Source organism: Caballeronia sordidicola (assembly GCF_001544455.2).
In the GTDB taxonomy this organism is placed as follows: Bacteria; Pseudomonadota; Gammaproteobacteria; order Burkholderiales; family Burkholderiaceae; genus Caballeronia; species Caballeronia sordidicola.
In genome coordinates, this window is record NZ_FCOC02000010.1 from 23,365 (window position 1) to 48,376 (window position 25,012).

General features: G+C 60.1%; 22 protein-coding genes. 7 read left to right on the top strand and 15 right to left on the bottom strand.

What is annotated here, in order from left to right; genetic code table 11:
• Positions 1-63: 63 nt before the first annotated feature.
• Complete coding sequence (locus AWB64_RS16890) at positions 64-315, bottom strand: DUF1488 family protein (protein WP_060856591.1); 252 nt, start codon at positions 313-315, stop codon at positions 64-66.
• A gap of 195 nt (positions 316-510) precedes the next feature.
• On the opposite strand from AWB64_RS16890, the gene AWB64_RS16895 reads away from it, so the two are divergent.
• Positions 511-1,932 carry an MFS transporter gene (locus AWB64_RS16895; protein WP_060856592.1) on the top strand — a complete coding sequence of 474 codons (1,422 nt, stop codon included), beginning with the start codon at positions 511-513 and terminating at the stop codon, positions 1,930-1,932.
• A 4-nt stretch (positions 1,933-1,936) separates the two neighbouring features.
• Here the strand turns inward: AWB64_RS16895 and AWB64_RS16900 are convergent, their stop codons facing one another.
• Positions 1,937-3,058: a succinylglutamate desuccinylase/aspartoacylase family protein gene (locus AWB64_RS16900; protein WP_060856593.1), complete on the bottom strand. Its 1,122-nt coding sequence runs from the start codon at positions 3,056-3,058 to the stop codon at positions 1,937-1,939.
• Positions 3,059-3,112: 54 nt separating this feature from the next.
• On the bottom strand, positions 3,113-3,901 hold the full coding sequence (locus tag AWB64_RS16905; RefSeq protein ID WP_082850517.1) for a transporter substrate-binding domain-containing protein: 789 nt from the start codon (positions 3,899-3,901) through the stop codon (positions 3,113-3,115).
• A 160-nt stretch (positions 3,902-4,061) separates the two neighbouring features.
• Here AWB64_RS16905 and AWB64_RS16910 point away from each other — a divergent pair, with 160 nt between their 5' ends.
• Both AWB64_RS16910 and AWB64_RS16915 read left to right on the top strand, forming a co-directional pair.
• Entirely contained in the window at positions 4,062-4,976 is a 915-nt protein-coding gene (locus AWB64_RS16910; RefSeq protein ID WP_244164094.1) for a LysR substrate-binding domain-containing protein, read from the top strand.
• 102 nt (positions 4,977-5,078) lie between these two features.
• Positions 5,079-5,666 carry a MarR family winged helix-turn-helix transcriptional regulator gene (locus AWB64_RS16915; RefSeq protein ID WP_060856595.1) on the top strand — a complete coding sequence of 196 codons (588 nt, stop codon included), beginning with the start codon at positions 5,079-5,081 and terminating at the stop codon, positions 5,664-5,666.
• 33 nt (positions 5,667-5,699) lie between these two features.
• On the opposite strand, the gene AWB64_RS16920 is transcribed toward AWB64_RS16915, so the two are convergent.
• The 3 genes from AWB64_RS16920 to AWB64_RS31595 all read right to left on the bottom strand — a co-directional run bounded on the left by AWB64_RS16920 (position 5,700) and on the right by AWB64_RS31595 (position 8,670).
• Entirely contained in the window at positions 5,700-6,725 is a 1,026-nt protein-coding gene (locus AWB64_RS16920; protein ID WP_060856596.1) for an aldo/keto reductase, read from the bottom strand.
• A gap of 84 nt (positions 6,726-6,809) precedes the next feature.
• The gene (locus tag AWB64_RS16925) at positions 6,810-7,664 is read right to left on the bottom strand and encodes an oxidoreductase (RefSeq protein ID WP_060856741.1); all 855 of its coding nucleotides are present in this window, start codon (positions 7,662-7,664) and stop codon (positions 6,810-6,812) included.
• Positions 7,665-8,241: 577 nt separating this feature from the next.
• A complete protein-coding gene (locus AWB64_RS31595; protein ID WP_157766643.1) occupies positions 8,242-8,670 on the bottom strand; it encodes a hypothetical protein in 429 nt (142 codons plus the stop codon).
• A gap of 9 nt (positions 8,671-8,679) precedes the next feature.
• Here AWB64_RS31595 and AWB64_RS16930 point away from each other — a divergent pair, with 9 nt between their 5' ends.
• The 3 genes from AWB64_RS16930 to AWB64_RS16940 all read left to right on the top strand — a co-directional run bounded on the left by AWB64_RS16930 (position 8,680) and on the right by AWB64_RS16940 (position 10,883).
• The gene (locus AWB64_RS16930; RefSeq protein WP_157766644.1) at positions 8,680-9,438 is read left to right on the top strand and encodes a hypothetical protein; all 759 of its coding nucleotides are present in this window, start codon (positions 8,680-8,682) and stop codon (positions 9,436-9,438) included.
• A gap of 102 nt (positions 9,439-9,540) precedes the next feature.
• Positions 9,541-9,756, top strand: a complete 216-nt coding sequence (locus AWB64_RS16935; RefSeq protein WP_060856597.1) for a hypervirulence associated TUDOR domain-containing protein — start codon at positions 9,541-9,543, stop codon at positions 9,754-9,756.
• A gap of 212 nt (positions 9,757-9,968) precedes the next feature.
• Positions 9,969-10,883, top strand: coding sequence for a 2-deoxy-5-keto-D-gluconate 6-phosphate aldolase domain-containing protein (locus tag AWB64_RS16940; protein ID WP_060856598.1), 915 nt, complete (start codon positions 9,969-9,971; stop codon positions 10,881-10,883).
• A 28-nt stretch (positions 10,884-10,911) separates the two neighbouring features.
• Here the strand turns inward: AWB64_RS16940 and AWB64_RS16945 are convergent, their stop codons facing one another.
• The 9 genes from AWB64_RS16945 to AWB64_RS16985 form a co-directional block, all read right to left on the bottom strand.
• Positions 10,912-12,525 (bottom strand): ABC transporter ATP-binding protein, encoded by a 1,614-nt coding sequence (locus AWB64_RS16945; protein ID WP_060856599.1) that lies wholly within the window; start codon positions 12,523-12,525, stop codon positions 10,912-10,914.
• A complete protein-coding gene (locus AWB64_RS16950; protein ID WP_060856600.1) occupies positions 12,522-13,652 on the bottom strand; it encodes an ABC transporter permease in 1,131 nt (376 codons plus the stop codon). The genes AWB64_RS16945 and AWB64_RS16950 overlap by 4 nt, the downstream gene beginning before the upstream one ends.
• Positions 13,606-14,655: a microcin C ABC transporter permease YejB gene (locus AWB64_RS16955; RefSeq protein ID WP_060856601.1), complete on the bottom strand. Its 1,050-nt coding sequence runs from the start codon at positions 14,653-14,655 to the stop codon at positions 13,606-13,608. Before AWB64_RS16955 ends, AWB64_RS16950 begins: the two co-directional genes overlap by 47 nt.
• A 6-nt stretch (positions 14,656-14,661) precedes the next feature.
• Complete coding sequence (locus AWB64_RS16960; protein WP_060856602.1) at positions 14,662-16,521, bottom strand: extracellular solute-binding protein; 1,860 nt, start codon at positions 16,519-16,521, stop codon at positions 14,662-14,664.
• Positions 16,514-17,272: a TonB family protein gene (locus AWB64_RS16965; RefSeq protein ID WP_060856603.1), complete on the bottom strand. Its 759-nt coding sequence runs from the start codon at positions 17,270-17,272 to the stop codon at positions 16,514-16,516. Before AWB64_RS16965 ends, AWB64_RS16960 begins: the two co-directional genes overlap by 8 nt.
• Positions 17,273-17,285: 13 nt before the next feature.
• Complete coding sequence (locus AWB64_RS16970) at positions 17,286-18,926, bottom strand: peptide ABC transporter substrate-binding protein (RefSeq protein WP_082850518.1); 1,641 nt, start codon at positions 18,924-18,926, stop codon at positions 17,286-17,288.
• A 116-nt stretch (positions 18,927-19,042) separates the two neighbouring features.
• Positions 19,043-19,825 carry an energy transducer TonB gene (locus tag AWB64_RS16975; RefSeq protein WP_060856604.1) on the bottom strand — a complete coding sequence of 261 codons (783 nt, stop codon included), beginning with the start codon at positions 19,823-19,825 and terminating at the stop codon, positions 19,043-19,045.
• Positions 19,822-20,244 carry an ExbD/TolR family protein gene (locus tag AWB64_RS16980; RefSeq protein ID WP_060856605.1) on the bottom strand — a complete coding sequence of 141 codons (423 nt, stop codon included), beginning with the start codon at positions 20,242-20,244 and terminating at the stop codon, positions 19,822-19,824. The genes AWB64_RS16975 and AWB64_RS16980 overlap by 4 nt, the downstream gene beginning before the upstream one ends.
• A gap of 95 nt (positions 20,245-20,339) precedes the next feature.
• Complete coding sequence (locus AWB64_RS16985; protein ID WP_060856606.1) at positions 20,340-20,993, bottom strand: MotA/TolQ/ExbB proton channel family protein; 654 nt, start codon at positions 20,991-20,993, stop codon at positions 20,340-20,342.
• A 1,017-nt stretch (positions 20,994-22,010) separates the two neighbouring features.
• On the opposite strand from AWB64_RS16985, the gene AWB64_RS16990 reads away from it, so the two are divergent.
• Entirely contained in the window at positions 22,011-24,722 is a 2,712-nt protein-coding gene (locus tag AWB64_RS16990) for a TonB-dependent receptor plug domain-containing protein (RefSeq protein ID WP_060856607.1), read from the top strand.
• Positions 24,723-25,012: the final 290 nt, after the last annotated feature.

Here is a 25,012-nt window from a genome sequence, read left to right on the forward strand (position 1 = left end):
CGATTTTATACGTGGAGAAAATACACTGCTGGCGCGGGAATACTCAGGCTTCGACAGCCCGGCTCAGGATATCTTGAAGAGGTTCTGCGAGCCCCGTACGTAAAGGCTTTCGGCCTTCAGCAGTATGCGCTCGCGATTAAGGTCGAAGGCCGCGAGCACGGCGGATTCGCCCGAACCCATCTGTGGATTGAAGATGGACAGTGCGGCGTTGTCGATCTGGAACGCGATTTCCCGCGAACCGTCATATCCCCAAAAGCACACGCAATGACGCGACGTATCGTACGAACGGCTTGGGTTGGGGAAATTGAGTTTCATACGCCATCGTAGTCTCTTTCACGCAAACGGCGCGACGCCCTTTTTCATAGTGATTACCCTAGCCGCGCATTGTTTTCTGACTTGAGCACATCGATGATCGTGTTAGCCGTACGGATTTTGTAATGAGCAGACACGTCCGCGCTTCAAGTAGACTTTCATCCCACGCATTCGATTGACACCACCACGCCAGCCCTTGTGAAACCTGTCAACTTCCGCCTGACCGCCGCCATTGTCGCGAGCGCCCTCTTTATGCAGAACATGGACGGCACCATTGTTGCAACCGCGTTGCCGTCCATGGCGCGCGATCTTGGTGTCGATCCGGTCCACTTGAGCAGCGCGATCACGGCCTATCTGGTTGCGTTGACCGTCTTCATTCCCGCGAGCGGCTGGGTCGCCGACCGCTTCGGCGCGAAACGCGTCTTCATGTGGGCCATCGCCTTGTTCACGGTGTCTTCCGTCGCATGCGCAGCCGCGGCAAACCTGCCTCAACTGATCGGCGCGCGTATTGTGCAAGGGCTCGGTGGTGCCATGATGGTCCCCGTCGGCCGCCTGATCCTGTTTCGTGGCGTCAAGCGCGAAGAACTGCTGCAAGCGACCACATGGCTGACAATGCCTGCGCTCATCGGCCCGTTGATGGGACCTCCGCTAGGAGGATTTCTTACCGACGCGCTGTCGTGGCGCAGTATCTTCTGGGTCAACGTGCCGGTGGGTATCGTGGGGATTCTTCTGGCGTGGCGTCTGTTGCCCGCCTCGCCCGCCGAGCGTCCGGTGCCGCCCGACCTGCGCGGCATGATGTTGATTGGCGGATCGCTGACGCTTTTCATGATCGGCATTGAATGCGCCGGGCGCGGCGTGCTTCCGCCGTTCGCGGCGCCGGCTTGCATTGCGGCGGGCGTGCTGGTTTTCTGGCTGGCGCTCAGGCATTGCCGGCGAGTGCCGGACCCGGCCGTGGACTTTTCGCTGCTCGCCATTCCGACCTTCCATGCCGCGACCGTTGCAGGAAGCCTCTTTCGCGCGGGCGCGGGCGCGTTGCCGTTTCTGGTGCCGCTGACACTGCAAGCCGGGTTCGGTTATAGCGCGTCCGCCAGCGGACTCGTCACGTTCGCAAGCGCATTGGGATCGTTCTGCATGCGGCCGATGACGTCGACCGCCTTGCGGCATTTTTCCGTGCGCACGGTCCTGTGCGCGGGCAGCGTTTCGTTTGCCGCCATGCTGGTCGCGTGCTCCTTCATGTCGCAAAGCTGGCCGGCGATCGCCATCTTCCTGTTGCTGCTGTTCGGCGGATTGTCACGCTCGCTCGGTTTCGCCACCATGGGCGCGCTGGCTTTCGCCGATGTCCCCAAGGACCAGCTTGCATCGGCCACGTCGTTTCAAGGGACCGCGCAGCAGTTGATGAAAGCCGTGGGCGTAACTGTCGCCGCGGGCACGATCCAGGTGACCATGATCCTGTCGCCGGGGACGCATGCCGAGCGCTGGCAACTGGCTGCGGCGTTCATTGTCACGGCGCTGGTCGTCCTGGCTTCCTTTCCGATGTTCGCCCGCATGCCGCCGGAAGCCGGCGAAGGCATCTCTGCGGCTCGCGGGCGCGGACGCGGCGCCGCGGCAGAACTGAAGTAATCAATCACGCGCCGATCAGCACGCCCGTCCTGAACGGAATTGCGCCGGTGACGCGGCCAAGCGGCGCACCCGCTATCACGAAGCGAATCGCGCGGCGCATGTAGAAAATGCCATCGTTCTTCGTGGTCAGCGTGGTGACTTCGTCCGTGATTGGATCGACGATATCGAAGACCGGATCGCCCGCCTTCAGATGCGCGCCAACCGCCGCGCGGTGCACCAGCACACCGCTGACAGGCGCAATGAACTGCTCGCTGCCTGCAAGCGGCGTAGCGGGATGATTGAGCGGCGGCAACGCGCGCGCTTCGCCTGCAATCACACCCCGATGCGTCAGGTAATCGAGGATCCCTTCCGCGTCCTGCTCGGCGAACTCGTACGTCACGTCGCGCTGTCCGCGATGCTCGACCGTCAATGCAACATTGGGCGCGGCGAGCGGCGCGGTATCGCCAAGAAGCGCGCGCACTTCGTTCCACAACTGCGTGTGGACTTCATCGAATGACTGGCCGCCCGAGTCGGCTGCGAGCAGCACGCCGCTTGCACCCAAATAACGCGCGAGCGGCTCGACGGCCGGCCAGCTTGCCGGACTCGTGTATAGATGCATGGTTGCTTCGAGCGAGCAATGCAGGTCGATGATCAGATCGGCGTCAGCGGCCATCACCATCATCTCGCGGCGCAGCGACTCGAACTCGTTTTTCGGCTTCACTTCGGAGAGCATCTCGCATACGGCGCGGCGCAGCAAACGGGTATTGGTGTCGGCATCCTGAGTCCATTGCGTGCCGATGCGCTCCATCAACGCGCCCGCTTGCGGCAGCGGAAAACTCCGGTTGAAGTTGTGGCCGCTGTTCAGTTCGAAACGTCCGAGGAACTGTCCGAGCACATGCTGCGAAAGCCCGATCGGATTTGCAACCGGCACCAGGATGACCTCGCCTTGAATGCGCCCCGCGTTTTCCAGTTCGATCAGGCGATGCTTGAGCCGCCACGCGGTGAGCATGGCGGGCGTTTCGTCGGCATGCAGCGACGCCTGCATGTAGACCTTCTGCCCCGCACCCGGCGTGCCGAAGTGAAAGCTGACAAACTCGCGATGAGTGCCTATGGAAGTTGACACCAGCGGCGTGCGTTGAATATGCATTTGATGCTCCTGCAAAAACCATGAAAGACGGCGCGGTCGGCGCTTAACTGCCGCTTAGTTCCCGTACACGTCGAAGTCGAAATACTTGCGCGAAATCTTCTGATAAGTGCCGTCCGCGCGCATGCTCGTTATGGCCTGGTCGATCTTCGCCTTGAGCGCCGTGTCGTCCTTGCGCATGCCGATGCCCGTGCCGTGATCGCCCATTTCCAGCGGGCCGCCGACAAACCCGAAGCCCTGGCCTCTGGAGGTCTTCAGGAAGCCGTGCTCCGCTTCAACCGACCCGAGCAGCGCCGCGTCAAGACGGCCCGATGTCAGGTCGTTGAAGACGCCTTCCTGACTCTGGTACGCCACGACCTCCGCGCCGGCCGGCTGCCAGTTCTTCTGCGCATACGTCTCGAACTGCGTGCCGCTCTGCACGCCAATGCGCTTGCCGCGCAAACCGTCCGCGCTCACTGTCATGGGTGCGCCGGCTTTCGCAATCAGCCGCGACTTGAACTGGAACAGCTTGGTCGAAAACGCGATCTGCTGCATGCGCTTTTCGGTAATCGCCATCGACGAAATGATCGCGTCGATCTTGCGCGCCTGAAGCGCCGGGATCATGCCGGAGAATTCCATTTCGACCCATTCGCAATGCATCGCAATGCGGCGGCAGATTTCATCGGCGAGATCGACGTCGAAACCGGCCACGTGACCATCAGGCGTCTTGACGTCCATGGGCGGATACGTCGGATCGATGCCAAGCCGCAATACGTTGGCGTCCTTGGCAGAGGCTGGCATGGCGAAGGCCATTGCCGCCGTCATGGCGATCGCGGCGGCGGCGCGCTTGGGGAAGAAAGTTTTCATCGGCGCTCACTTCGTAGGTGATTGCAACGGGTTGTCGGGAAGCTGTCCGAATAGTAAGAGTGCAAAATGCCCTCAAACAGGGCCGATTTACTTATCATGATCACTTTTACATATCACTCGATTCATATCACTTAACCGGGCGGTGCATGTGGAACTGACCTTGACCCAACTTCGCGTGTTTGTCGCGGTCGCGCAAGCCGGCAGCCTGCGCGCAGCGGCACGCCGCCTTGGCATTGCGCAAAGCGGCGTGACGCAGCAATTGAGAAAGCTCGAGATCACCGCTGGCGGCCCGTTGTTCGAGCGCGGGCATCGCGGGGCGCGCCTGACCTCCATTGGCGAGCGGCTGAGAATTCGCGCCGATGTCATTCTCGGCGAATGCGCGAGGACCGAGGAAGAAATGCGCCAGTTGCGCGGCGAACTGACGGGACAGGTCTCGCTTGGCGTCGCGGCCGAGGCCATGATGCGCCTGTTCCCCGCGCTGCTCGCGAGTTTCCGTGAGCGGTGTCCGCGTATCGACGTGCATCTGACGAGCGCAACGTCACGCGTATTGACTGCGTGGGTGCGGGACGGAAGTCTGGATTTCGCGCTGGCGCTGGTGGCGCAAGAGGCCGATATCCATGATCTCGATGCCACCACGTTGTTCGAGTCTCCGGTCGCGGTGATTGCGCGGCGTGATCATCCCCTGGTAAAAGCCAGGTCCTTGCGAGCCTTGCGGCACTGCAACTGGGTCAGCACGCGGCCACGTCATCCGGGCGACGTCGCCAATCGCTTGTCCGTCCTGTTCGACGATGCGGGGTTCGAACCGCCGAACATTGCAGCAACTACAGAAGCCGTATTCGATACCCTGCACTGCGTGGCAAACAGCGATTATTTATCGCTCGAACCCGTGCGCCTCGCCGAACATCCGTTCTTCCGCGAGCATGTATCGGTGGTGCCGATCAAGGAGCGCGTGCCGAGCACACGCGTCTGCCTGCTCAGGCGAGCCGGCGTTCCATTGACACCGGTTGCTCAGGAACTCTCCTCCATGGCGGTATCGTTTGCGCGAATGGTGCCGGGACCGCACAAGAATGCATGATGAAACGCACGCGCTTGTGCGCGGAACCCTCGCGCGAAATATCGCGCGTTTTACCGGCTATCATGTCGATCCGGACGACACCTCCGGCTTTGGGACACTTTCATGACAGACAAGAAATCATCAGACGCCGCGCCACGCGAGACCACGGCCATGCTGCGCCATTGGCACGACACCGCGCCGAACGACCGTCTTGCCCATTTGATGAAGGACGCAACGCGCGCGATGGTGCGGGCCATGCAGTTGCGTCTGGCCGAGCACGCCGTGTCATACGGACACTGGACCTTCTTGCGGATACTGTGGGAAACCGATGGCCTCACGCAACGCGAACTGAGCGCGCAGGCTGGCGTAATGGAACCGACCACGTTCGCCGCCGTGAGGGCAATGGAAGCCATGGGCTTTGTGGAACGTCAGCAAATGCCGGAGAACAAAAAGAACATCCACGTTTTCCTGACCGAACAGGGCCGCGCACTAAAAGAAAAACTCGTGCCGCTCGCGGAAGAAGTGAACGAGATCAGCGTGACGGGCATGAGCGAACGCGATGTCAAGACGGCGCGCAAAGTATTGCTTGCCGTGATCGAAAACCTCGCCGAGGACGAACTCGGCTCAACGAACCCGCGTCGACGGGTGCTGTCGACGCGGGAACTCGGACGGCTGATTGCAGGGCGTGGCGATGTGGTCGAAGACCGGTGATATGACCAGGACGGCCGCAGCGCCCCCGGCTCTTTAAACCGGCGCCGGATTGCGCTCGGCGAACCCGCTCTGATGCCAATACGGGTACGGCAGCGTAGTTGCGCTGGCCTTGTCCAGAATCGCGATCTGCTCGGCGCTCAACGACCAGCCAATGCTGCCCAGGTTCTCGCGGAACTGCGCTTCATCGCGCGCGCCCACGATCACATTCGCCACGGTAGGACGCTGCAGCAGCCAGTTCAGCGCAATCTGCGGCACGCTCTTGCCCGTTTCCTTCGCAACGGCGTCGAGAGCATCGACTACCCCGTAGAGGTATTCGTCGGCAACAGGCGGCCCTTTGTCCGCCGTCACGTGCAAGCGGCTGTTCGCCGGCAGCGGCGTGCCGCGGCGGATCTTGCCGGTTAGGCGTCCCCATCCCAACGGACTCCATACGATCGTGGAAACCTTCTGATCGAGTCCAAGCGGCATCAGTTCATGCTCGAAATCGCGGCCAATCAGCGAGTAATACGCCTGATGCGCCGAATGCCGCGCGAGTCCTTCGCGATCCGATGCCGACAGCGACTTCATCAAGTGCCAGCCGGAAAAATTCGAACAGCCGATCACGCGGATCTTGCCCGCGCGCACGAAGTCATCGAGCGTGCGGAGCGTTTCTTCCACGCGCGTCATCGCGTCGAAACCATGAAGCTGGTAGATGTCGATGTAGTCGGTGTTCAGGCGCTTCAGACTGCCGTTGATGGACTCGGTCAGATGATGCCGGGTCGAGCCGACATCGTTCAAGCCTTCGCCGAAACGGAACGTGCCCTTGGTCGATACGATCACCTGCGAACGCCGTCCGGCAATCGCCTTGCCAAGGATTTCCTCGGCCATGCCGTCCGAATAGATGTCGGCGCTGTCGAACATTGAAACGCCCGCGTCAAGCGCGATATCGACCAGCCGCCGCGCGCCGTCCGCGTCGGTGCTGCCCCACGCCTTGAAAAAATCGTTGCCACCGCCGAACGTGCCAGTGCCGAGGCTTAGCACCGGAACTTTGAATCCTGATTCGCCTAACAAGCGATATTCCATTTCAGTCGCTTCCTTTCCAGTTGAAGGGGAATGAATCCGCCCGGTTCGATAAGACCGTGGCGGGATGATCTGCCATGCCTCGGCTTACTTCGATCCTTCCGGGAAATCCGCGCCAACGGTCGTCTTCTCCCATGTATCGAAGTCATGCTTGAGCAAATCGACCTTCTTGCGCGCGAGTTCCAGCGCAGCCTTGCCGAGCAGCAAGCGCAACGGCGGCGTGTCCGACAGCGCCGCGTCGATGATCGCCTGCGCCGCGCGAACCGGATCGCCCGCCTGATTGCCGCTGCGCGCTTCGGTCTGCTTGCGGCGCTCGCCGGCGGTGTCCGCGTAGGCGTCGATGCGCGTTGCCGATTGCTTGATCGACGGACCTGCCCAGTTCGTGCGGAACGGTCCCGGTTCAACGATCAGCACGTCGATACCCAGCGGCTTGACTTCAATGGCGAGCGACTCGGAGATGCCTTCCACCGCATACTTGGTGCCGTGGTAATAGCCGGTGGCCGCGAAGCTGGTGATGCCGCCAATCGATGAAATGTTCACGACCAGTCCGCTCTTCTGTTCGCGCATGATGGGCAGCACGGCTTTGGTCATATCGACAAGACCAAATACATTGGTCTCGAACATCGCGCGCACGGCGTCGTCCTCGCCTTCTTCGATCGCCGCCAGATAACCATAGCCGGCGTTATTTACCAAAGCGTCGATGCGTCCGAATTTTTTCGTCGATTGAGCAACGACATCCACGATCTGCTTGCGGTCGGTGACGTCGAGTTGCAGCGCAAGCGAAGTCTCCTGATAGCCTTCGGTCAGGTCCTTGAGCGTCGATGGATCACGCGCGGTGACTACGGCCCGCCAGCCGCGCTCGAGCACGAGTTTCGCGAGTTCACGGCCAAAACCTGTCGAGCAGCCGGTGATCAGCCATACGGGGTTGTCGCGATTCATCATGGAAAGCTCCTGTTCATGTTGAGGAAAGTGGATTGAATCAATGCGGGGAATTTCGTTGGGGATCGCCGAGCGTGCTAAGCAGCGAATGGTGTCCGGATGATGCGCCGGATGTGCCGCCAGAACCGTGCCCATGCGAAGGCGCCCGGCTAAAGCTTACTCGCGATGCGCATTTGCAGCACAAGTGACCGCGAAGCAGCCTGGCCATTATTCGAGCATTGAGTCAAACGGTGGGGCAGCAAATACAGAAATATTAAAGCCGCCCAACAATGCATTTACAGGTTTTTGCGTGGGACACGCTCGTTGTTATTCGAGCATCCAAATCCGGCGTTACGTTGCATTCAGGTGCGAGGTTCCAGTTTTCAAAAACATCGAATCGGGGAACAAACGTAATCAGTTCAAGCCCCAACAAGATTATCCGAGGGACAACTGCGCCGCATTAATTCAGTCACCTTTACTACGGACTCCGGTCTATCACTCGCTCCTGCCGCATTATTCCCCCATTGCGGATGGATGCTGGCCGATTATGCCCACTCATTGGGCGGCCTTAACAAACCATGCAAATTTCTCGGTATATGGCTCACCTGTCGGGCATTTTGGCGGATACAAGATATTCGTATCTTCCACGATGCTTATAAAGCGTGCCACTTAATACGGCGCGATTCAAATCAGCAACAAATTCCCGGATCACGATTTGGACGACAAACCAATGGAAATTTTTCCTTGTACGCTGGTATTTGTCGATATGCAGGCGGCTACCAGTCCCAACAGCACAAGTAAAGATCCGCTCTCTTACGCGCGTCAGGCGCTGTGCCTGAACAAAAGCCTGCTGCGTGCCGGCATGCCTCGCCTTACCATTTTCACGAATGCCCGCGATCGTGTTGAGTCGCTTTGCGCCGCCGAGCCTGCCGCGCAGCGCCCGTATGTGGTCGAGTTGATCACAAGCATCGACGTGCCACGGAACACGGAATTTTACGGCGCGCATTTCAAGCTCGACCTGCTTGAGCAAGTAACGGACATGCTCCGGCCGGATACGCTGCTCATGCTGCTGGATTCGGATATCGTTGCAATGCGGCCGCTCGATCAAGCGTTGCTCAAGCGTTGCGCGGACGTGGGCGTAGGCGCGTTCGATATTTCCGATCAGGTATTCCCGGCGTATGGAAGCGACTGCGTGATACAGGATCTGGAAATCGTTGCAGGCACGCATCTGCTCAACCCACGCTGGTTCGGCGGTGAATTCCTGTTGAGCACGCCGGCGTTCCTCAGGACGCTGGTGCCGCGCGCACGTGCCCATTGCGAACGATATCTGGACCAGATCGCGCGCCTTCAACATCACGGCGACGAATCGTTCGTGTCAGCAGCGCTCAACACCCTCGCCGACGAAGGCCAGCAGATCGTGGAACTCGGCGCGTATCAGGCTATAGGCCGGCACTGGACGGGCAATACGCATCGTGATCTGCGATGGTTCCAGCATTGCTCGTTCGTGCATCTGCCGGACGGCAAGGCGCTGATCGAACGCGAGTCGCGTCATGCGGAGTTCGTCCCCAAACGCTTCTGGCGTGCTGTGTCGAAGGCGCACTGGTTGAATCGCGCACGCTTTGGCATCAAGCTCTGCTTCGAGGCAACGTCGGTCGCGCCAAGGCTGCGCAAAATGATTACACCCGGCAAACACGTGCCGAGTGTAAGCACCGTCACAAAGCCTTCATCCGTGGATACTTTTGCGGCCCAAGCCAGTTCGCATCGCGTCGAAGAAAGCAGCAAGGAGCCGGTCTCCTGAATCCGGCGGCCGTGGCAACCTTCATACCGATTCCCGAATAAATCGTCGGCCACGGCACGCGGGTTGCGCAGGCAATGCAACAACCATTGCCAGGAGGCGCAAATGAGCCAGACATTCAAGGTGAAGGATCACGTGAGCTGGAACACCCCGCAAGGCGAAACCAGCGGACGTGTCACGCGTGTGATCAAGGAACATACGAAACTGGATGGGCATGCCGTCAGCGCTACAGCCGACGATCCGAGTTACGAGGTCGAAAGCGAAAAGAGCGGCAAGCGCGCGGTACACAAGGGCGGCGCGCTGCACAAGGTGAAAAGCTGATCCTGTGCTTGCCGGCGTGGACATCTTCAAGCAGCTTCAGGTAGTTTCGAACGCGTAGCAGGCATCGCGCTTGCATACGCGTTTCTGCATTTGCCTTGCGGCAAGATCATAATGGCTGTTCATCCGCTGCCGGCGCCCGCTGGCGCTGTTGCAAGGTAGCGCCCGGTTCTACCCCGTTTGCAGCGTAATCGCAGACCTACAGGAGTGTCGACATGACCCTTGGCTATACCAAACCGCTCTACATCCTTCCGTTCGATCACCGCGCGTCCTACATCAAAGGCATGTTCAACCTGAAAGCGCCTCTGACGGACGAGCAGCATGCGAAGGTATCGGACAGCAAGCAACTGATTTATGAAGGTTTCAAGAACGCATTGTCGCAAGGGGTATCGGCGGATGCGGCGGGCATTCTGGTCGATGAGGAATTCGGCGCCAGCATCCTCGCCGACGCAACCAAGAACCACATCATCACGGCGGTATCGACGGAACAAAGCGGCTCGGACGAATTCCTGTTCGAATACGGCGACGACTTTGAGAAGCATCTCGATTCGGTCAAGCCGACCTTCGCGAAAGCGCTGGTTCGCTATAACCCGGAAGGCGATGCCGAATTGAACAAGCGCCAGACCGCGCGCCTCAAGCAGCTTTCCGACTACTGCACGAAGAAACAAGTGCCTTTCATGTTCGAACTGCTGGTTCCCGCCACGGATGCGCAACTCGAAAAGGTTGGCAAGGACAAGGACGCCTACGACCTCAAGCTCCGGCCAACGCTGATGCGCAATGCCATTGAAGCGCTGCAGGATGCGGGCGTCGAGCCGGCGGTGTGGAAGATCGAAGGACTGGACCAGCGCGATGACGCGGTGAAGCTCGTGGAAACTGCTCAACGCGGCGGCCGCACAGACGTGGGCTGCATCATCCTCGGGCGCGGCGCGAGCGACGAGAAGGTCAAGGCGTGGCTCAAGACGGCGGCCAGCGTTCCGGGGTTTATTGGCTTCGCGGTTGGACGCACGAGTTTCTTCGAACCCGTGGCCGATTTCGAAGCGAAAAAGATCAGCCGCGAGGACGCAGCCAAGGAGATTGGCCGGCGCTATCGCGGATGGGTGGATACGTTCGAAAGCGGCCGGCAGGCTTGACGTCCTGAATCAGCGGGCGCGGCCCGGCTCACGCCGCTGCGCTCGCAACCAGCGAAGCTGCAAGCAGCGCTTGTGTGTAGGGATGCGCGGGTGCTTGCAGCACTTGCATGGTCTCCCCTATCTCCACGATCCTTCCCGCCTTCATCACCACGACCCTGTGCGCCATTGCGCGCATCACGGCAAGGTCATGCGTGATGAACAGGTAACTGAGCGTGTATTTTTTCTGCAGGCGCGTGAGCAGGTTGAGCACCTGCTGCTGTATCGATACGTCCAGCGCGCTCGTCGGTTCATCGAGCACGAGCAGTTCAGGTTCGACCGCAAGCGCCCTCGCTATGGCAATACGCTGCCGCTGGCCGCCCGAAAATTCCTGCGGATAACGCGGCAGGACATCGGCCGGCAAGCCTACTTCGTCGAGCAATTCCGCGACGCGCCGGCGCCGTGCGGTTGCATCCACCTCCGGCCGATGCAACGCGATCCCTTCGCCCACGATCTGCTCGACGGTCATGCGTGGAGAAAGCGATCCGTATGGGTCCTGGAACACGCCCTGCAGCCGCGACGAAATCATCCGCCGCGAGTTTGCGCTCCTGAGCGTGGAGACAGGCTGTCCGTCGATATGAATTCCACCTTGCGCCGGCCGCTGCAAGCCGAGGATCGTTGCAGCCAGCGTGGACTTTCCCGAACCGGATTCGCCTACCACGCCGAGCGTTTCACCCCGGCGCAACGTGATGTCGATATCCTGCAACGCCCTGAACGACGACTGCGTGAAAGCGGAGCGCCAGCCCTTCGCCGGAGCCCGGTAATCGACGGCCAGACCTTGCACCTCAAGCAGGCGGCGCGCGTTCGGCGCAATGGGCTCAATAGCGCGCCTCGGCTCGCTGTCGAGCAGGCGGCGCGTATAGGGATGCTGCGGATTCGCAAACAATGCGGCCGTTGTGTTGGTTTCGACCAGTACGCCTTTTTCCATGACCGCGACACGTTGCGCGAAACGCTTCACCAGGTTCAGGTCATGCGTGATGAGCAGCACCGCCATGCCGCGCTCGGCCGCTTCCTGTTCCTGCAAGCCAATGAGCAAGTCGACGATCTGCTGGCGCACGGTGACATCGAGCGCGGTGGTGGGTTCGTCCGCGAGCAGGAGCCGCGGGCGGCATGCAAGCGCCATTGCGATCATCGCGCGTTGCCGCTGGCCACCGGATAATTGATGCGGATAACAATCTATACGGCGCTCCGGCTCCGGAATCCCCGTGCGCCGCAACAGTTCAATACCGCGTTCGCGCGCCGCATTGGGCCGCATGCCTTCGTGCAGACGCAAGCTCTCCGCAATCTGCTTGCCGATGGTGAACAACGGATTGAGCGCGGTCATTGGTTCCTGGAAGACCATTGCAACGTCGCGGCCGCGAATGCCGCGCATCTGCTGCTCGGTCTTTTGCAGGAGGTCATCGCCGTCCAGCAGGATGCGTCCGGCCTGGCGCGCGTTCTCAACGAGCCCGAGTATCGACAGCGCCGTGACGCTTTTTCCCGATCCCGACTCGCCGACGAGCGCGACCCGTTCGCCCCGCGCAATCGAAAGGTTCAGATCCTGCACGACGGCTTTATCGCCGAAATGGATGGAGAGGTGATCGAGTTGCAACAAGGGCGTGGTCATTTCCGGACGCCTCCAAAGGCGGAGCCGCGCGTGCGCGTATCGAGGGCAGTGCGCAACGCGTCGCCCATGAAGGTCAGCAGCAGCAACGTCACCACCAGCGCGCCGAATGCGGCGCCCGATATCCACCATGCGTCGAGATTGTTCTTGCCTTCGGCAAGCAGTTCGCCAAGGCTGGGAGTGGGCGCGGGCACGCCAAGGCCCAGAAAATCCAGGCTAGTCAACGCGAGAATGGCCGCGCTCATGCGAAACGGCAGAAAGGTGATCACGGGCGTAAGGCTGTTGGGCAATACATGCCGCCACATGATCTGCCAGTTGGAAAGGCCCATGGTGCGGGCCGCTCGCACGTAGTCGAGCGAGCGGTTGCGCAGGAACTCGGCGCGTACATAGTCCGAGAGCGCCAGCCACCCGAACGCCGACAACAGGATGAAAAGCAGCCACAGGGTGGGCTCGAATATCGACGCAAAGATGATGAGCAGGTACAGGTCCGGCATGGAACTCCATATCTCGATCAGGCGCTGCCCGATCAGGTCGGTGCGCCCGCCGTAGAATCCCTGCACGGCGCCCGCCAGAACGCCCAGCACGACGCCGGAAACCGTCAGCGCCATTGCCATGAGCACGGACAGCCGGAAGCCGTACAGCAGGCGCGAAAACACGTCGCGGCCGAACTGGTCCGTGCCGATCCAGTTCGCGGCGGACGGCGGCGCGGGGTTGGGCCGCGTCGCGAAGTAATCGACTGTGTCGTAGTGAAAATGGATTGGCGGATAAATCGCGAAATTGCCTTTCGATTCCAGCCGGTCCCGGATATACGGATCCAGATAATTCGTACGCGCCGGAAAGTCGCCGCCGAAGATCTTTTCCGAATAGTCCTTCACCACCGGGAAATAGTAGTGCCCTTCATAGCACACGATCAGCGGGCGGTCGTTCGCAAGCACTTCGCCGAGCAGGCTGATCGCAAACAGCACCGCGAACACGATGCTGCTCCAGTAGCCGAGCCGCTGGGTCTTGAAACGCAGCCATACACGCCGCCCGGGCGACAGAGAAGGCGTGGGCTCGGGCAGCTTCGGCGGCGGGCTCACGCGCTCACCGGTCCAGCCGGTCGAACTGGATGCGGGGGTCGACGAGGACATAACAGACATCTGCAATGAGCTTGGTCACAAGACCAATCAGGGTGAAGAGGAACAGTGATCCGAGCACGACGGGATAGTCGCGGCGGATCACCGAGTCGTAGGAAAGCTGGCCCATACCGTCGAGGGAAAACAGCGTCTCGATCAGCAGGTTGCCGTTGAGGAACGCGCCCACGAACGCGGCGGGCAGTCCGGTCAGAAGTGGAATCATCGCGTTGCGCAGCACGTGTTTCCACAGCACGTCGCGCTGCGGCGCGCCCTTCGCTCGCGCGGTCAGGACGTATTGCCGCCCGATCTCCTCCAGGAAGGTGTTCTTGGTCAGGATGGTGACGATCGCGAAGTTGCCGACGACCGACGCGGTAACCGGCAACGCGATATGCCACAGGTAGTCGAGCACCTTGCCCGCCATGCTGAGCTGGTCGAAGTCATCGGAGGTCAACCCGCGCATGGGGAACACTTGCCACATGGAGCCGCCGCCGAAAAGCATCAGCAGCAGCACGCCAAGCACGAATCCGGGGATCGCGTACCCGGCAAGGACCAGGATGCTGGTCGCGGTGTCGAAGCGGGAACCGTTGCGTATGGCCTTCGAAATACCCAGCGGCACCGCGATCAGATAGGTCAGCAAGACTGTCCATAGTCCAAGCGTCACGGAAACAGGCAGCTTGGAACGGATCACGGCCCATACGCTCTGGTGCTGATAATACGATTGCCCCAGGTCGAAGCTTGCGTAATTCTTCAACATGCTGAAGTAGCGAACGAGCGGCGGTTTATCGAAGCCGAACTGCTTTTTCAACTGCTCGACCTGCTGCGGGTCCACGCCCTGCCCACCGTGATAACCACCGCCTCCGCCCGCTTCGCCGCCATGGTTCACGCCGTGGCGTAGCTGACTCATGATCTGTTCAACGGGACCGCCCGGCACGAACTGCGTGACCACGAAGGTGAGCGTGACCACGCCAATCAATGTGGGGATCATCAGCAACAGGCGTCTCAGGATATAAGCGGCCATAGGGACTCAATGGGTTGGCGCAGTGCTGGCTGTAGCCACCGGTTTAACGAACCAGTAATCGATCAGCCAGTCTTCGGCGTAGTACGAGTTCGGCAGAACCTTCGGATAACCCATGCGCGCCTTGTAGCCCACGCGCACATTGGGTGCGTAGTATTCGGGCACAATGTAATAGCCGTTGATCAGGACGCGGTCGAGCGCGTGCGTGGCGGTCTGCAAATCAGCGAGCGTGTTGGCCGTGAGCGCGGCGTCGATCATTGCATCGGCGGCTTTCGATCTGACGCCTGGAAAATTCTCCGAGCCCGGTTGAGATGCCGCAGCGCTGCCGAAGCGCCGCGTGAGTTCCCCGCCCGGAATGGTCACCGGCGAATAGACGTACGTGGTCATGTCGAAGTCGAACGCGTCCATGCGCTTGCCATAGAGCGCACTGTCGAGTTCGCGCATGTGCGCCTGAATGCCAAGCGTTTGCAACTGCTGCACGTAAGGCATGATCACGCCGTCCATGCCGGGCTGGTCGTCCATGATTTCAATGGACATGGCCGTGCCGTTCGCGTCGCGCAACGCACCATCGCGATAGTTCCATCCCGCCTCGTTGAGCAGCGCCTGAGCTTCGCGCAAGTTCGCGCGCAGGGAGTGCGGCGGCGTGGTGTCGGGCTGCCTGAGCATCGGGCCGAACACGGCGGCGGGAAGCTCCGGACGATACGGCTCAAGCAACGCCAGTTCCTTCGCATCGGGCACGCCCGTAGCGCCGAACGGACTGTCCTGGAAGTAACTGCCGGTGCGCCGGTATTGCCCGTAGAACGTCAGCCGGTTGAGCCATTCGTAGTCGAACGCGAGCGTAAGCGCACGCCTCACGCGAGGATCGGCGAACTGGGGTTTGCGCGTGTTGATGAAAATGCCCTGCATCTGCGCGGGGCCATCGGGAAACAGGCCTCTTCTAAGCGATCCGTTTGCGATGTTCTTGCCGACGTACTTACGCGCCCAGGTACCCGACGAATACTCCACGCGCATATCCGTGTGCCCGGCCTTGAAGTCTTCGAGCGACGTGTAGTGGTCGGTAAAGAGGCGGAATGTAATGCGTTTGAAGCGGTACATGCCGCGTCGCGACGGCAGGTCCGCGGCCCAGTAATCCGGGTTGCGCGCGTAGGTAATCTGCTTGTCGTTCTTGCGTTGCTCGATCAGGTACGCACCGCTTGCAAGCGGCGGGACATTGGCGATCTTGTCGAACGAAGGCCGCGTGCCGTCCGGCTTCATGCCCCATTTCGGCGAGAACACCCAGAGGTCGCCGGCAATCAGCGGTGCATCGCGGCGTGCTTCCCTGAAATCGAAACGCACCGTCAGGCGGTCAAGCACCGTCGCCTTTGCGATGTTGGCGAACTGCGAATTGTAGATGGGCGAAACCTGGTTGCTCGCGAGGGTATCGAAGGAATACTTCACGTCGGCGGCGGTAATCGCATCGCCGTTGGAAAAGCGCGCCTTTGGGTTGATATGGAAGGTCGCCGACTTGCCGTCCGGTGCGACATTGACATCGTCCGCTATCAACGGATATTCCGATGCCAGTTCATCCCAGCTTCGCTGCATCAGCGTGTCGAACATGAGGTTCTTCAGGTCGGGCGCGGGTGCGCCGCGAACCAGGAACGGATTCATGGAATCGTAGCTTTGCAGTTCGTCGTAATTCTGGAAATTCATGTCGCCGTCATTTGGCGCGTCGGGGTCCGCGTAGTCGAAATGCGTGAAGCCAGCCGGATATTTCGGCTCGTCGTATTGCGCAATCGATGGACTCGCAAAAGCACCGTGGACCACCAACACCATGCCAAGCGCGAGCGTCGTGAACGTCCTGCGCCGGACCGCTCTTACCTCATTACTCATCGTCGCTCGCGGTTGTCTTGAACGAGAACTGCACCTCGCCCACGTATGGCTCGGGATTCTTCTCGCATTTATAGCCCTTGCCTGCCGCGATCACGGCTTCGTTGAAGACGGATGTTGGTGGCGAGACGCGCATGATCTTCACCTCGCTTACCTGGCCGTCAGTGCCAATCGACAAACGCGCCGTTACCGTCGCCGAAATTCCGTCCTGCAGCGCTTTGCGGGGAATCTGCGGTTGCACGGACTGGCAATGTCCGCGGCCGTCCACCACGCCATGCAATCCGGGCGCAGGTGCAGGTGCCGGCGCGGCCGCCGCTGCAACGGGCGCAGCCGGCGTTGTATTGGCAGGCGCTGTTGCAAGTGCCGGCGCGTTCGGCGCGGGAGTGGCCGCAGCCGGAATATTGGCTTCCCTGGGCGCTGGCGCCGGCTTTGCAGGCGGCGGCTTGGGCGTGGGCAGCGGCTTGGGTTTCACTGGCGTCGGCCTGGGTTTCTCCACGGGCGTGGGCGCGGGCGGCGGCTCGATCTTTTGCACCTCCGGCGGTGGAGGCGGCGGCGGTGGAGGCGGCGCCATGGTCACGCGCATCTCCTTGGGCGGCGTTTGCAACGGCGCGAAGCTTACATGTGTGAGGCCGTAGATCATCAGCCCTGTCACGACGATCGCCGCCGCGACGAACACGCCCATCGGCTGATGCCGATGCTGTGCGTGAGCGGACGCCCACAGCGCGCCCTTCAAGGGTTCATGCGAATCGTTCATGACGGGTCTGGACTCAGTGCTTGATGATGTACAGGTCTTCGCTGCGGTAGTGGTCCATCGGATTCTTCGTGGAATAACCACCCACGTAGCTTTTCACGAGGCGCACCAGCGTGTATTGCAGCAGCGGCAACATTGGATAGTCTTCCATTGCAAGCTTGCCGGCTTCTGTTTGCAGCTTCTGCCGCGTGGCGGGATCGGTGGAGTTCGACGCGTCGCGCATCAGGGCGTCGGCTTTCGGGTTGCACGCCTGGTTGTCGTTTTGTTCCGAGCCGCATTGAACCAGCGTGAGGAACGTGCTTGCGTCGTTGTAATCGGCCACCCAGCCGTTGCGCGCGATCTGATAGTCGCCGTCATGGCGCTTTTTAAGCAACACCTTGAATTCCATGGCCTGGATATCGGTGTCAAGTCCGAGCTTGCTCTTCCATTCCGATGCCGCGAAGATAGCCATTTTCTTGTGATATTCGCTGGTGTTCATCGCGAACTGCAGCTTGGTGCCCGGCTTCACGCCCGCTTCGGCCAGCAGTTTTTTAGCTTCCTCCACACGCTTCGCCATGGGCCAGGAAGCCCAGTCGTAGGCGCTGACATCCGCGCCCTTAACGCCTTTCACAATCACGCCATACGCCGGGATCTGCCCGTCGGCCGTGACGCGCTGCGCGAGGATGTCGCGATCGATCACCATGGACAAGGCCTTGCGAACGCGTACGTCCTTCAGCAACGGATCTTTGTTGTTGAACGAGTAATAGCGCAAGCCGAGCATGGGCGCCGCGCGCATCTCGTTCGGATACGCCTGCTTGTAGCGCGCGAACGTTCCCGATGGCAATTGATAAACCCAGTCGTCGCCACCGGACTCGTATTGCTTTACGTCGGTGTTTTCATCTTCTATAGGCAGGTACGTGACCTGATTCAATTGCACGTAGCCCGCGTTCCAGTAATTCGGGTTTTTCGCGAGCACGAGCCGGTTGTTGACTTGCCAATCCTTCAGCATGAACGCGCCGTTGCTCACAAGCTTGCCGGGCTTGGTCCAGTCCTTGCCGTTTTTCTCCATCGCCGCCTTGTTGATGGGCCCGAAGTTCGTGTTCGTCATCAGGTCGGGCAGGAAGGGCACGGGATACGGCGTCTTTATCTGCAACGTATTCGCGTCGATAGCCGTCACGCCCAGCGACGCAACCGGCTTCTTGCCCGCGACAATCTCTGTTCCGTTCAGCAGGAACATGCCGTAGGTGTTCGCATAGGGCGAGGCTGTTTTCGGATCGACAAGCCGCTGGCAGCCGAAGACAAAATCCGCGGCCGTGACCGGTTCGCCGTTGGACCACCGGGCGTTCTTTCGCAGATGAAAGATCCATGTGGTCGGGTCTTTCATTTCCCACTTCTCGGCGACGCCGGGCACCGTTTCGCCATCGGAGCGAACGGCGGTCAGGCCTTCGAAGAGATCACGCGTGACGGTATTGGCCGGCACGGATTCGGCGACGTTGGGATCGAGCGTCTCGACTTCGCTGCCGTTGTTGCGCACCAGTTCCTGCTTCGCGGCGAGTTGCGTGCCGGGCGGGATGACGGCCGCGTTTGAAAGGCTGGGAGCGCTCGCGGCGCTGAACAGACAGGTTACGAGCAAAACAGGCAAGCCGCGCAAAGAACGATTCGATGAAACGAAAAACATCAGGAAACTCCCGGAATACATGACTTTCCGCCAACAGCCATCGGCGGTTACAGCGGCCCTCGACATGCCTTGCACGATCACAAGACATGTCGAAGTTCAGGGTTGTGTACAGACCGTTATTCGTCGTCGCTGCCTGGCGCGGTCTTGAACGAGAACGTCACCTCGCCCACATAGGCCTCGGCATTCTTCTCGCACTTGTATGCCTTGGCGGCGGTCGTGACGGCGTCATTGAACACCGAAGTCGGCGGCGTGGTCCTGACGATCTTCACTGCGCCCACGCTGCCATCCGGATTGATCGTCAGATGTGCGACCACGTCCGCCGAGATGCCGTCCTGCAGCGCCTTGCGCGGAATCTGCGGCTGCACCGACTGGCAATGCCCTCGGCCATCGACCACGCCGTGCAATGCAGGCGGTGCAACGGGCGCGGCGCCCGTTGCCGCCACAGGCGGACTGGGCGGCGAACTGGACGGCGTGGTCGCCACGGCGGGCGCATTGGCGGACGGGTTCGCGGCAGCCGGAATCTGCGCTTCCTTAGGCGCCGCCGACGGCTTCGCCGGCGGCGGCCTGGGCGTGGGCAGCGGCTTCGGCTCGACCTTCTTCGGCACCGGCTTTTGCGGCGTGGGAGCCGGTGGAGGCTCGAGCTTCTTCACCTCGGGCGGCGGCGGTGGCGGAGGTGGCGGAGGCGCCATGCGAACCCGCAGTTCTTTGGGCGGCGGCGGTGCATCGGGCGTGAAGTTCACATGCGAAAGACCGGCGATCAGCAACAGCTCGACCAGCAGCGCGGCGCCGACCGCGACTTTCATCGATACCTTGCCGTCTTTCGCCGCACCCCTGGACGCCCACAGCGCCCCGTCCAGAGGCACGCGAGGCGTGCTGACCAGATGTACGGGAGCGTTCATGTCGAAGGATTCGTCGCCAGTGCCACGGAACTGATGCCGGCGGCGCGCACCAGGTCCATGACGTGAATGATGTTCTTGTAGCTCGTGCCTTCGTCGCCGGAGATGGCGACATCGACCTTCTTTGAATCACCCACGAGGCCCTTCAAATGCGCGGTGAGTTCGTCGGGCGTGATGGGCTTCGCGTCGAGATAAAGCTCGTCGGTCTTCGTCACGCCGATCGATACCTTGATGGTCTGCTGCAACGCTTCAGCGGTGCTGGATTGCGGCAGGTCCAGCTTGATGCCCGCGCCCTGGATCATCTTGAGCGTGGCGAGCATGAAGAAGACCAGCAGGAACATCATGATGTCGATCATCGGGATGATCTCGATGCGTGCCTTCTCTTCCGCGCCCAGATAGTGACTGCGGTGATTTCTACTCATCTCAAACCTCTTCTGTTTCCAAACGGCACCCGGTCAATGCATGCCCTTCATACGGCCAGTGAAGCACTCTCATGCGGCACACGCTTGCCGCAATCTCATGCTGCGATCTCGGGGCGCACATCCGCGTTGCGGCGAACCGGCGCAGAGAAGCGCGAGACCAGCAACGACTTGATCAGGTCGAACTGATTGACCGTCATGCGGATACGTTTGTTGAAGTAGTTGAGAAAGATCACGCAGATGATGGCAATGACAAGACCGCATGCCGTAGCGGTAAGCGCATGTCCAATACCGCCCGTCACGCCGTTGGGGTTTGCCGTGCCGCTCGCGCCCAGCACGTTGAACGATTCCACCATGCCGATGATCGTGCCAAGCAGTCCGAGCAGCGGCCCGAGCGTGACGGCGGTATCGAGCACCCAGAGGTTACGGTCGAGGCGCGGCATCTGGAACATGATCGCCTCTTCCACTTCGCGCTCCACCACCGCTTCGTCGCGCCCATTGACCTTCATTGCGGTCTTCACGAGTTCGGCCTGCACGGTCGAGTCGTAGTGCTTGACGAGCTTCGCGGCATCTTCCGGATGATTGGCCTTCAGCAGCTTCAGATCATGCTCGATGGTCTTGCCTGCGCGCACCGCTCTGGCGAAGAACACCATGCGCTCGATGATGACGGCCATGCCCAGCAGGAAAATGACGCCAAGGAGGGGAATGAGGCCCATCGACTGGACCGAATAATTAATGAGGGTATTCAGCACTGCGGACTCCGGTTAGGACAAACGACGCTAATCATTTTTTAGATGACGGTAGTTCTTTGAGCGGGCAGCTTCGTTTCGACGCCGCTCGTAAAAGCGCGACCTTCTAAGCAACGGCTATGCCAGGAGATACGCCAGCCTTTTACCGGCGATGGGCCAAATGCCTATTACGCGTTGATCTTACGGCGAATTTTAGTTTGTTGACCGATCCTGTTTTCGCGAACTTTTTTTGCAGTCGTTGCCGTACTGCCAATATCGCATAGATGGAAGCCTGATAATCCCGTCAAAGCCGACCAGTGAAATAAGAAAACCCATCCTTTGTGCAACAAATGATTACTCTGGTGCTTATGAAAGAATTTCGTAATGAATATGCGGAAGGTATCTTTCCGATTATCGTCCGCTTCATATGCTCCTAAACCCTAGGCCTTCTGGATAGACGCAATCCCTCCATGGCAAAGAGTTTCATCGAGGGTATTACAAAAGCGCATTGATTATGTTTATACTGTGCACACCCGCCGTGACAACCCCAAAATCGACTTTCAAAGCGTAATGCACAACGCGATGCATTAGCTCCCTTTCAAGGTGCAAGTTTTGCACCACTATATTTAGACGAATCACTCTAAATCACGCTATTTACAACATTATTCCAAATTAATAAATGGTAATGAGCGTTAAATTGACCGTTTCTTGTTATTCACTAAACAACAATTCTCAATAAAAATAAAACGCATTTATTTCAAATCCTTATTGCATAAATAAATAGCCGTATCCGGCTTTTCCGCTTATCCCTTTTCCCAAATTGGCATAACTCGTGCTCTTGGTGCTGCCGCTTATCAACGGCGCCTTTCAACACGATTGAGATTGCGCCTTGACTGACGATGCTCAAACAACGCATTCAGCGTTTTAAACGCGCCCCGCAATAAAAAGCGTTGAAAAGCATCGCGTGACCGGTTCGTGCAACACACACGTCCCGGCCGGGTTGGTTCGATCAAATATGCTCACTGACAAGAGGGAGAGCACGTGAAACAGAAGAGATTGGTAACGGCGATCAAGGGCATCATTGGCGCCGAACTCGTGCTGAGCGCCGCATTCAATCCGATGGCGCACGCACAGACCGCAGACCCAAGCGGCACCGGTGGCGCTTCGGGTACGACTTCCGCGACCACGGCCGCGCCTGCTGCATCCACGCCGGCAACGGCTCCGACCAAACTTGAAAAAGTGGAAGTCACGGGGTCGCTGATCCGCACATCGGACAAGGTAGGCAACACAGAAGTCCAGACTGTGACAGCCAAGGAGATCGAACAAAGCGGATACACCACCGTGGCCGATTTCCTGCGCGGCGTGTCGGCGAACTCGGCGAGCAGCTGGTCGCAATCGACCATGAACAGCACGGCTCCGGGCGGCGCGGGCATTGCACTGCGCGGTCTCTCGGAGAAGTACACGCTGGTTCTGGTCGACGGCCAGCGCGTCGCGAACTACGCGCAAGCGGTCAACTTCACCGACACCTTCTTCGACATCAACACGATCCCGCTGAACACCATCGACCGGATCGAGATCGTGAAGACCGGCGCGGTATCGCAATACGGCTCCGACGCCATTGCGGGCGTGGTCAACATCATCACGAAGAAAAACTTCCAGGGTTTCCAGATCGACAGCCAGCTCGGCAAGGCGCAGCACCCCGGTGACGCGCAAGGCAGCTTCAGCGTGCTCGGCGGCTTCGGCAATCTCAACACGGACCGTTTCAACGTCACGGGTTCGGCAAGCTGGTATCGCGATTCGGGCTCCACACTCGCCGACCGCGACATGACGAGCAGCCAGGACTTCACGCGCTTCGGCGGCACCAACGCGCCAGCAGGCAACAACCAGCAAAGCTTCTGGACCGCGCCGGACGGCACCAACGTCCCGCTCAATCCGTGCCCGCCGAACACCACGACGGGCCGCACGGGCGGCACCACGTGTACCTACAACACGGCCCACGACTACTCGCTGGTTCCTTCGACCACGCGGCTGAACGCCAAGGTGCGCGGCACGTTCAAGATCAACGACGACATGCAGGCGTACGCCGAGTTCTGGGGCAGCCGCGACGAGACCGTGCAGTACGGCGGCCTGCAGTCGGCGAGCAGCTTGTCGAACGTGTACAACCCGGCGACCAACAGCATCTCGCCGCTCAACCGCACTGTGCCGGGTGGCAATCCGTTCAACCCGTTCGGCGTCGATACCCCGATCAACTACACCTTCCCGACCGCCGGCGTTGGCGTGGATACGGTCTCGACCTTCTGGAAGGCATCGACGGGGATCAAGGGATCGTTCACCACGCCGAAGCTTGGCGACTGGGACTGGTCGGTGGACGCGGGCCATTCGCAAAGCACGGTGGACAGCCACTTCTACAACTCGCTGGATGTGGCGGGCTGGCAGAACGTGCTGCAAAACGGCACGTACAACTTCCTGAACCCGGGCTCGACGCCCAACGGCCTGGACGGCGTATTCAGGGACGACTTCCAGCAAGCCATCACGAAGCTCGATACGGTCAGCGCGAAAACGTCGACGTCCAACCTCTTCACGCTGCCCACGGGCAACGTGGGCCTGGGTCTTGGCACCGAGTTCCGGCATGAGAGCTCGATCATCAACCCGCGCACCTATTCGTCGCTGGGTATCGTGTCGCCGGCGCAGATCCAGACGGTGGACGGCTCGCGCAACGTGGCGGCCGTGTTCTACCAGGTCGAGATTCCGATCATCCGCGCGCTGACGTTCACCCAATCGGGCCGCTATGACCACTACAGCGACTTTGGCGGCGCGTTCTCGCCGAGCTTCGCATTGCGTTATCAGCCGGTGCAGGCATTCACGACCTATGCGTCGTTCAGCCGTGGTTTCCGTGCGCCGACACTCGTCGAAAACGCACAGGCGTCGTACACGGGACACCAGAACCTGACCGACCCGTTTGATCCGCGCGGCCCGACCAAAGCGTTCACGACCGAGTTCACGAACGGCAATCCGAACCTTCAGCCTGAGCACACGAAGAACTACAACATCGGCTTCCAGTTGTCGCCGGATGCAACAACCGACATTGGCGCGGGCTTCTACAAGGTGCGCATTGACGGTGTAATCGGCACGCCGGATCCGGTGGCGGTACTCGCCGCGAACGATCCGACCCAGGTGATCCGCAACCCGGACGGCACGCTGCGCTATATCAACTCGCAGTTCATCAACCTGGGCTCGCTCGATACAGACGGCTTCGACTTCAACTGGCGCAAGACGGTGGGCACGCCGGTGGGTTCGTTCACGCTGTCCGGTGACTGGGCCTATGTGTGGCATTTCAAGCTTCACAGCCCGGGCGCGGCGACAGCGGATTTCGCCGGCAACAATCTGGCGTTGAACCAACCGTTCGGTGCATCGAATCCGCGCTGGAAGGGCAACACGGACCTGACCTGGGACTATCGCAAGTTCACGACCACGCTGACATGGCAATACACCGGTCCGTACACGAACGCGATTGCGGATATCAACGGGGACACGCCCTTGTCGGTGGCTTCATATAGCCAGTTCAACCTGTTCACGAGCTATCACGGCTTCAAGAACTGGACCATCTACGCAGGCATCAACAACCTGTTCGATAAAAAGCCTCCGTTCGATACCGAATGGACCTCGGGCGCGGACCTGACGGGCTACGACCAGTCGCTCTACACCAACGTGGGACGCTTCTTCCAGGTCGGCGCGACGTACCGGTTCAAGTAAGCCTCTTCAAGCAACATGGCCGGATCTGTCCGGGACACGGAACGCTTTCGTGTCCCGGACAGTGCGTTTACAGGGCCGCTTTACAGACGGATTTTCTTCAAGTTCCTCAAAGCCAAACATTCGGATACCGAACCAGATTGTGAACAGGCCGCTGTTATCGGCCAGATCAATGTCACTATCCGCCACGAAATGTGCGCAAGCCCACATAGACCACGATACAGCGAGAAGAAAGTGTCGCCGATGCGCGTCAATGCGGCCTACAAAACATACCGGGCTACTAACTTCTGAAC

Coding starts and splice junctions, on each gene's coding strand:
- AWB64_RS16890 (WP_060856591.1), bottom strand. CDS start 315: ATGAAACTCAATTTCCCCAACCCAAGCCGTTCGTACGATACGTCGCGT.
- AWB64_RS16900 (WP_060856593.1), bottom strand. CDS start 3,058: ATGCATATTCAACGCACGCCGCTGGTGTCAACTTCCATAGGCACTCAT.
- AWB64_RS16905 (WP_082850517.1), bottom strand. CDS start 3,901: ATGAAAACTTTCTTCCCCAAGCGCGCCGCCGCCGCGATCGCCATGACG.
- AWB64_RS16915 (WP_060856595.1), top strand. CDS start 5,079: ATGACAGACAAGAAATCATCAGACGCCGCGCCACGCGAGACCACGGCC.
- AWB64_RS16920 (WP_060856596.1), bottom strand. CDS start 6,725: ATGGAATATCGCTTGTTAGGCGAATCAGGATTCAAAGTTCCGGTGCTA.
- AWB64_RS16925 (WP_060856741.1), bottom strand. CDS start 7,664: ATGATGAATCGCGACAACCCCGTATGGCTGATCACCGGCTGCTCGACA.
- AWB64_RS16930 (WP_157766644.1), top strand. CDS start 8,680: ATGCTCCGGCCGGATACGCTGCTCATGCTGCTGGATTCGGATATCGTT.
- AWB64_RS16935 (WP_060856597.1), top strand. CDS start 9,541: ATGAGCCAGACATTCAAGGTGAAGGATCACGTGAGCTGGAACACCCCG.
- AWB64_RS16940 (WP_060856598.1), top strand. CDS start 9,969: ATGACCCTTGGCTATACCAAACCGCTCTACATCCTTCCGTTCGATCAC.
- AWB64_RS16945 (WP_060856599.1), bottom strand. CDS start 12,525: ATGACCACGCCCTTGTTGCAACTCGATCACCTCTCCATCCATTTCGGC.
- AWB64_RS16950 (WP_060856600.1), bottom strand. CDS start 13,652: ATGTCCTCGTCGACCCCCGCATCCAGTTCGACCGGCTGGACCGGTGAG.
- AWB64_RS16955 (WP_060856601.1), bottom strand. CDS start 14,655: ATGGCCGCTTATATCCTGAGACGCCTGTTGCTGATGATCCCCACATTG.
- AWB64_RS16960 (WP_060856602.1), bottom strand. CDS start 16,521: ATGAGTAATGAGGTAAGAGCGGTCCGGCGCAGGACGTTCACGACGCTC.
- AWB64_RS16965 (WP_060856603.1), bottom strand. CDS start 17,272: ATGAACGATTCGCATGAACCCTTGAAGGGCGCGCTGTGGGCGTCCGCT.
- AWB64_RS16970 (WP_082850518.1), bottom strand. CDS start 18,926: ATGTTTTTCGTTTCATCGAATCGTTCTTTGCGCGGCTTGCCTGTTTTG.
- AWB64_RS16975 (WP_060856604.1), bottom strand. CDS start 19,825: ATGAACGCTCCCGTACATCTGGTCAGCACGCCTCGCGTGCCTCTGGAC.
- AWB64_RS16980 (WP_060856605.1), bottom strand. CDS start 20,244: ATGAGTAGAAATCACCGCAGTCACTATCTGGGCGCGGAAGAGAAGGCA.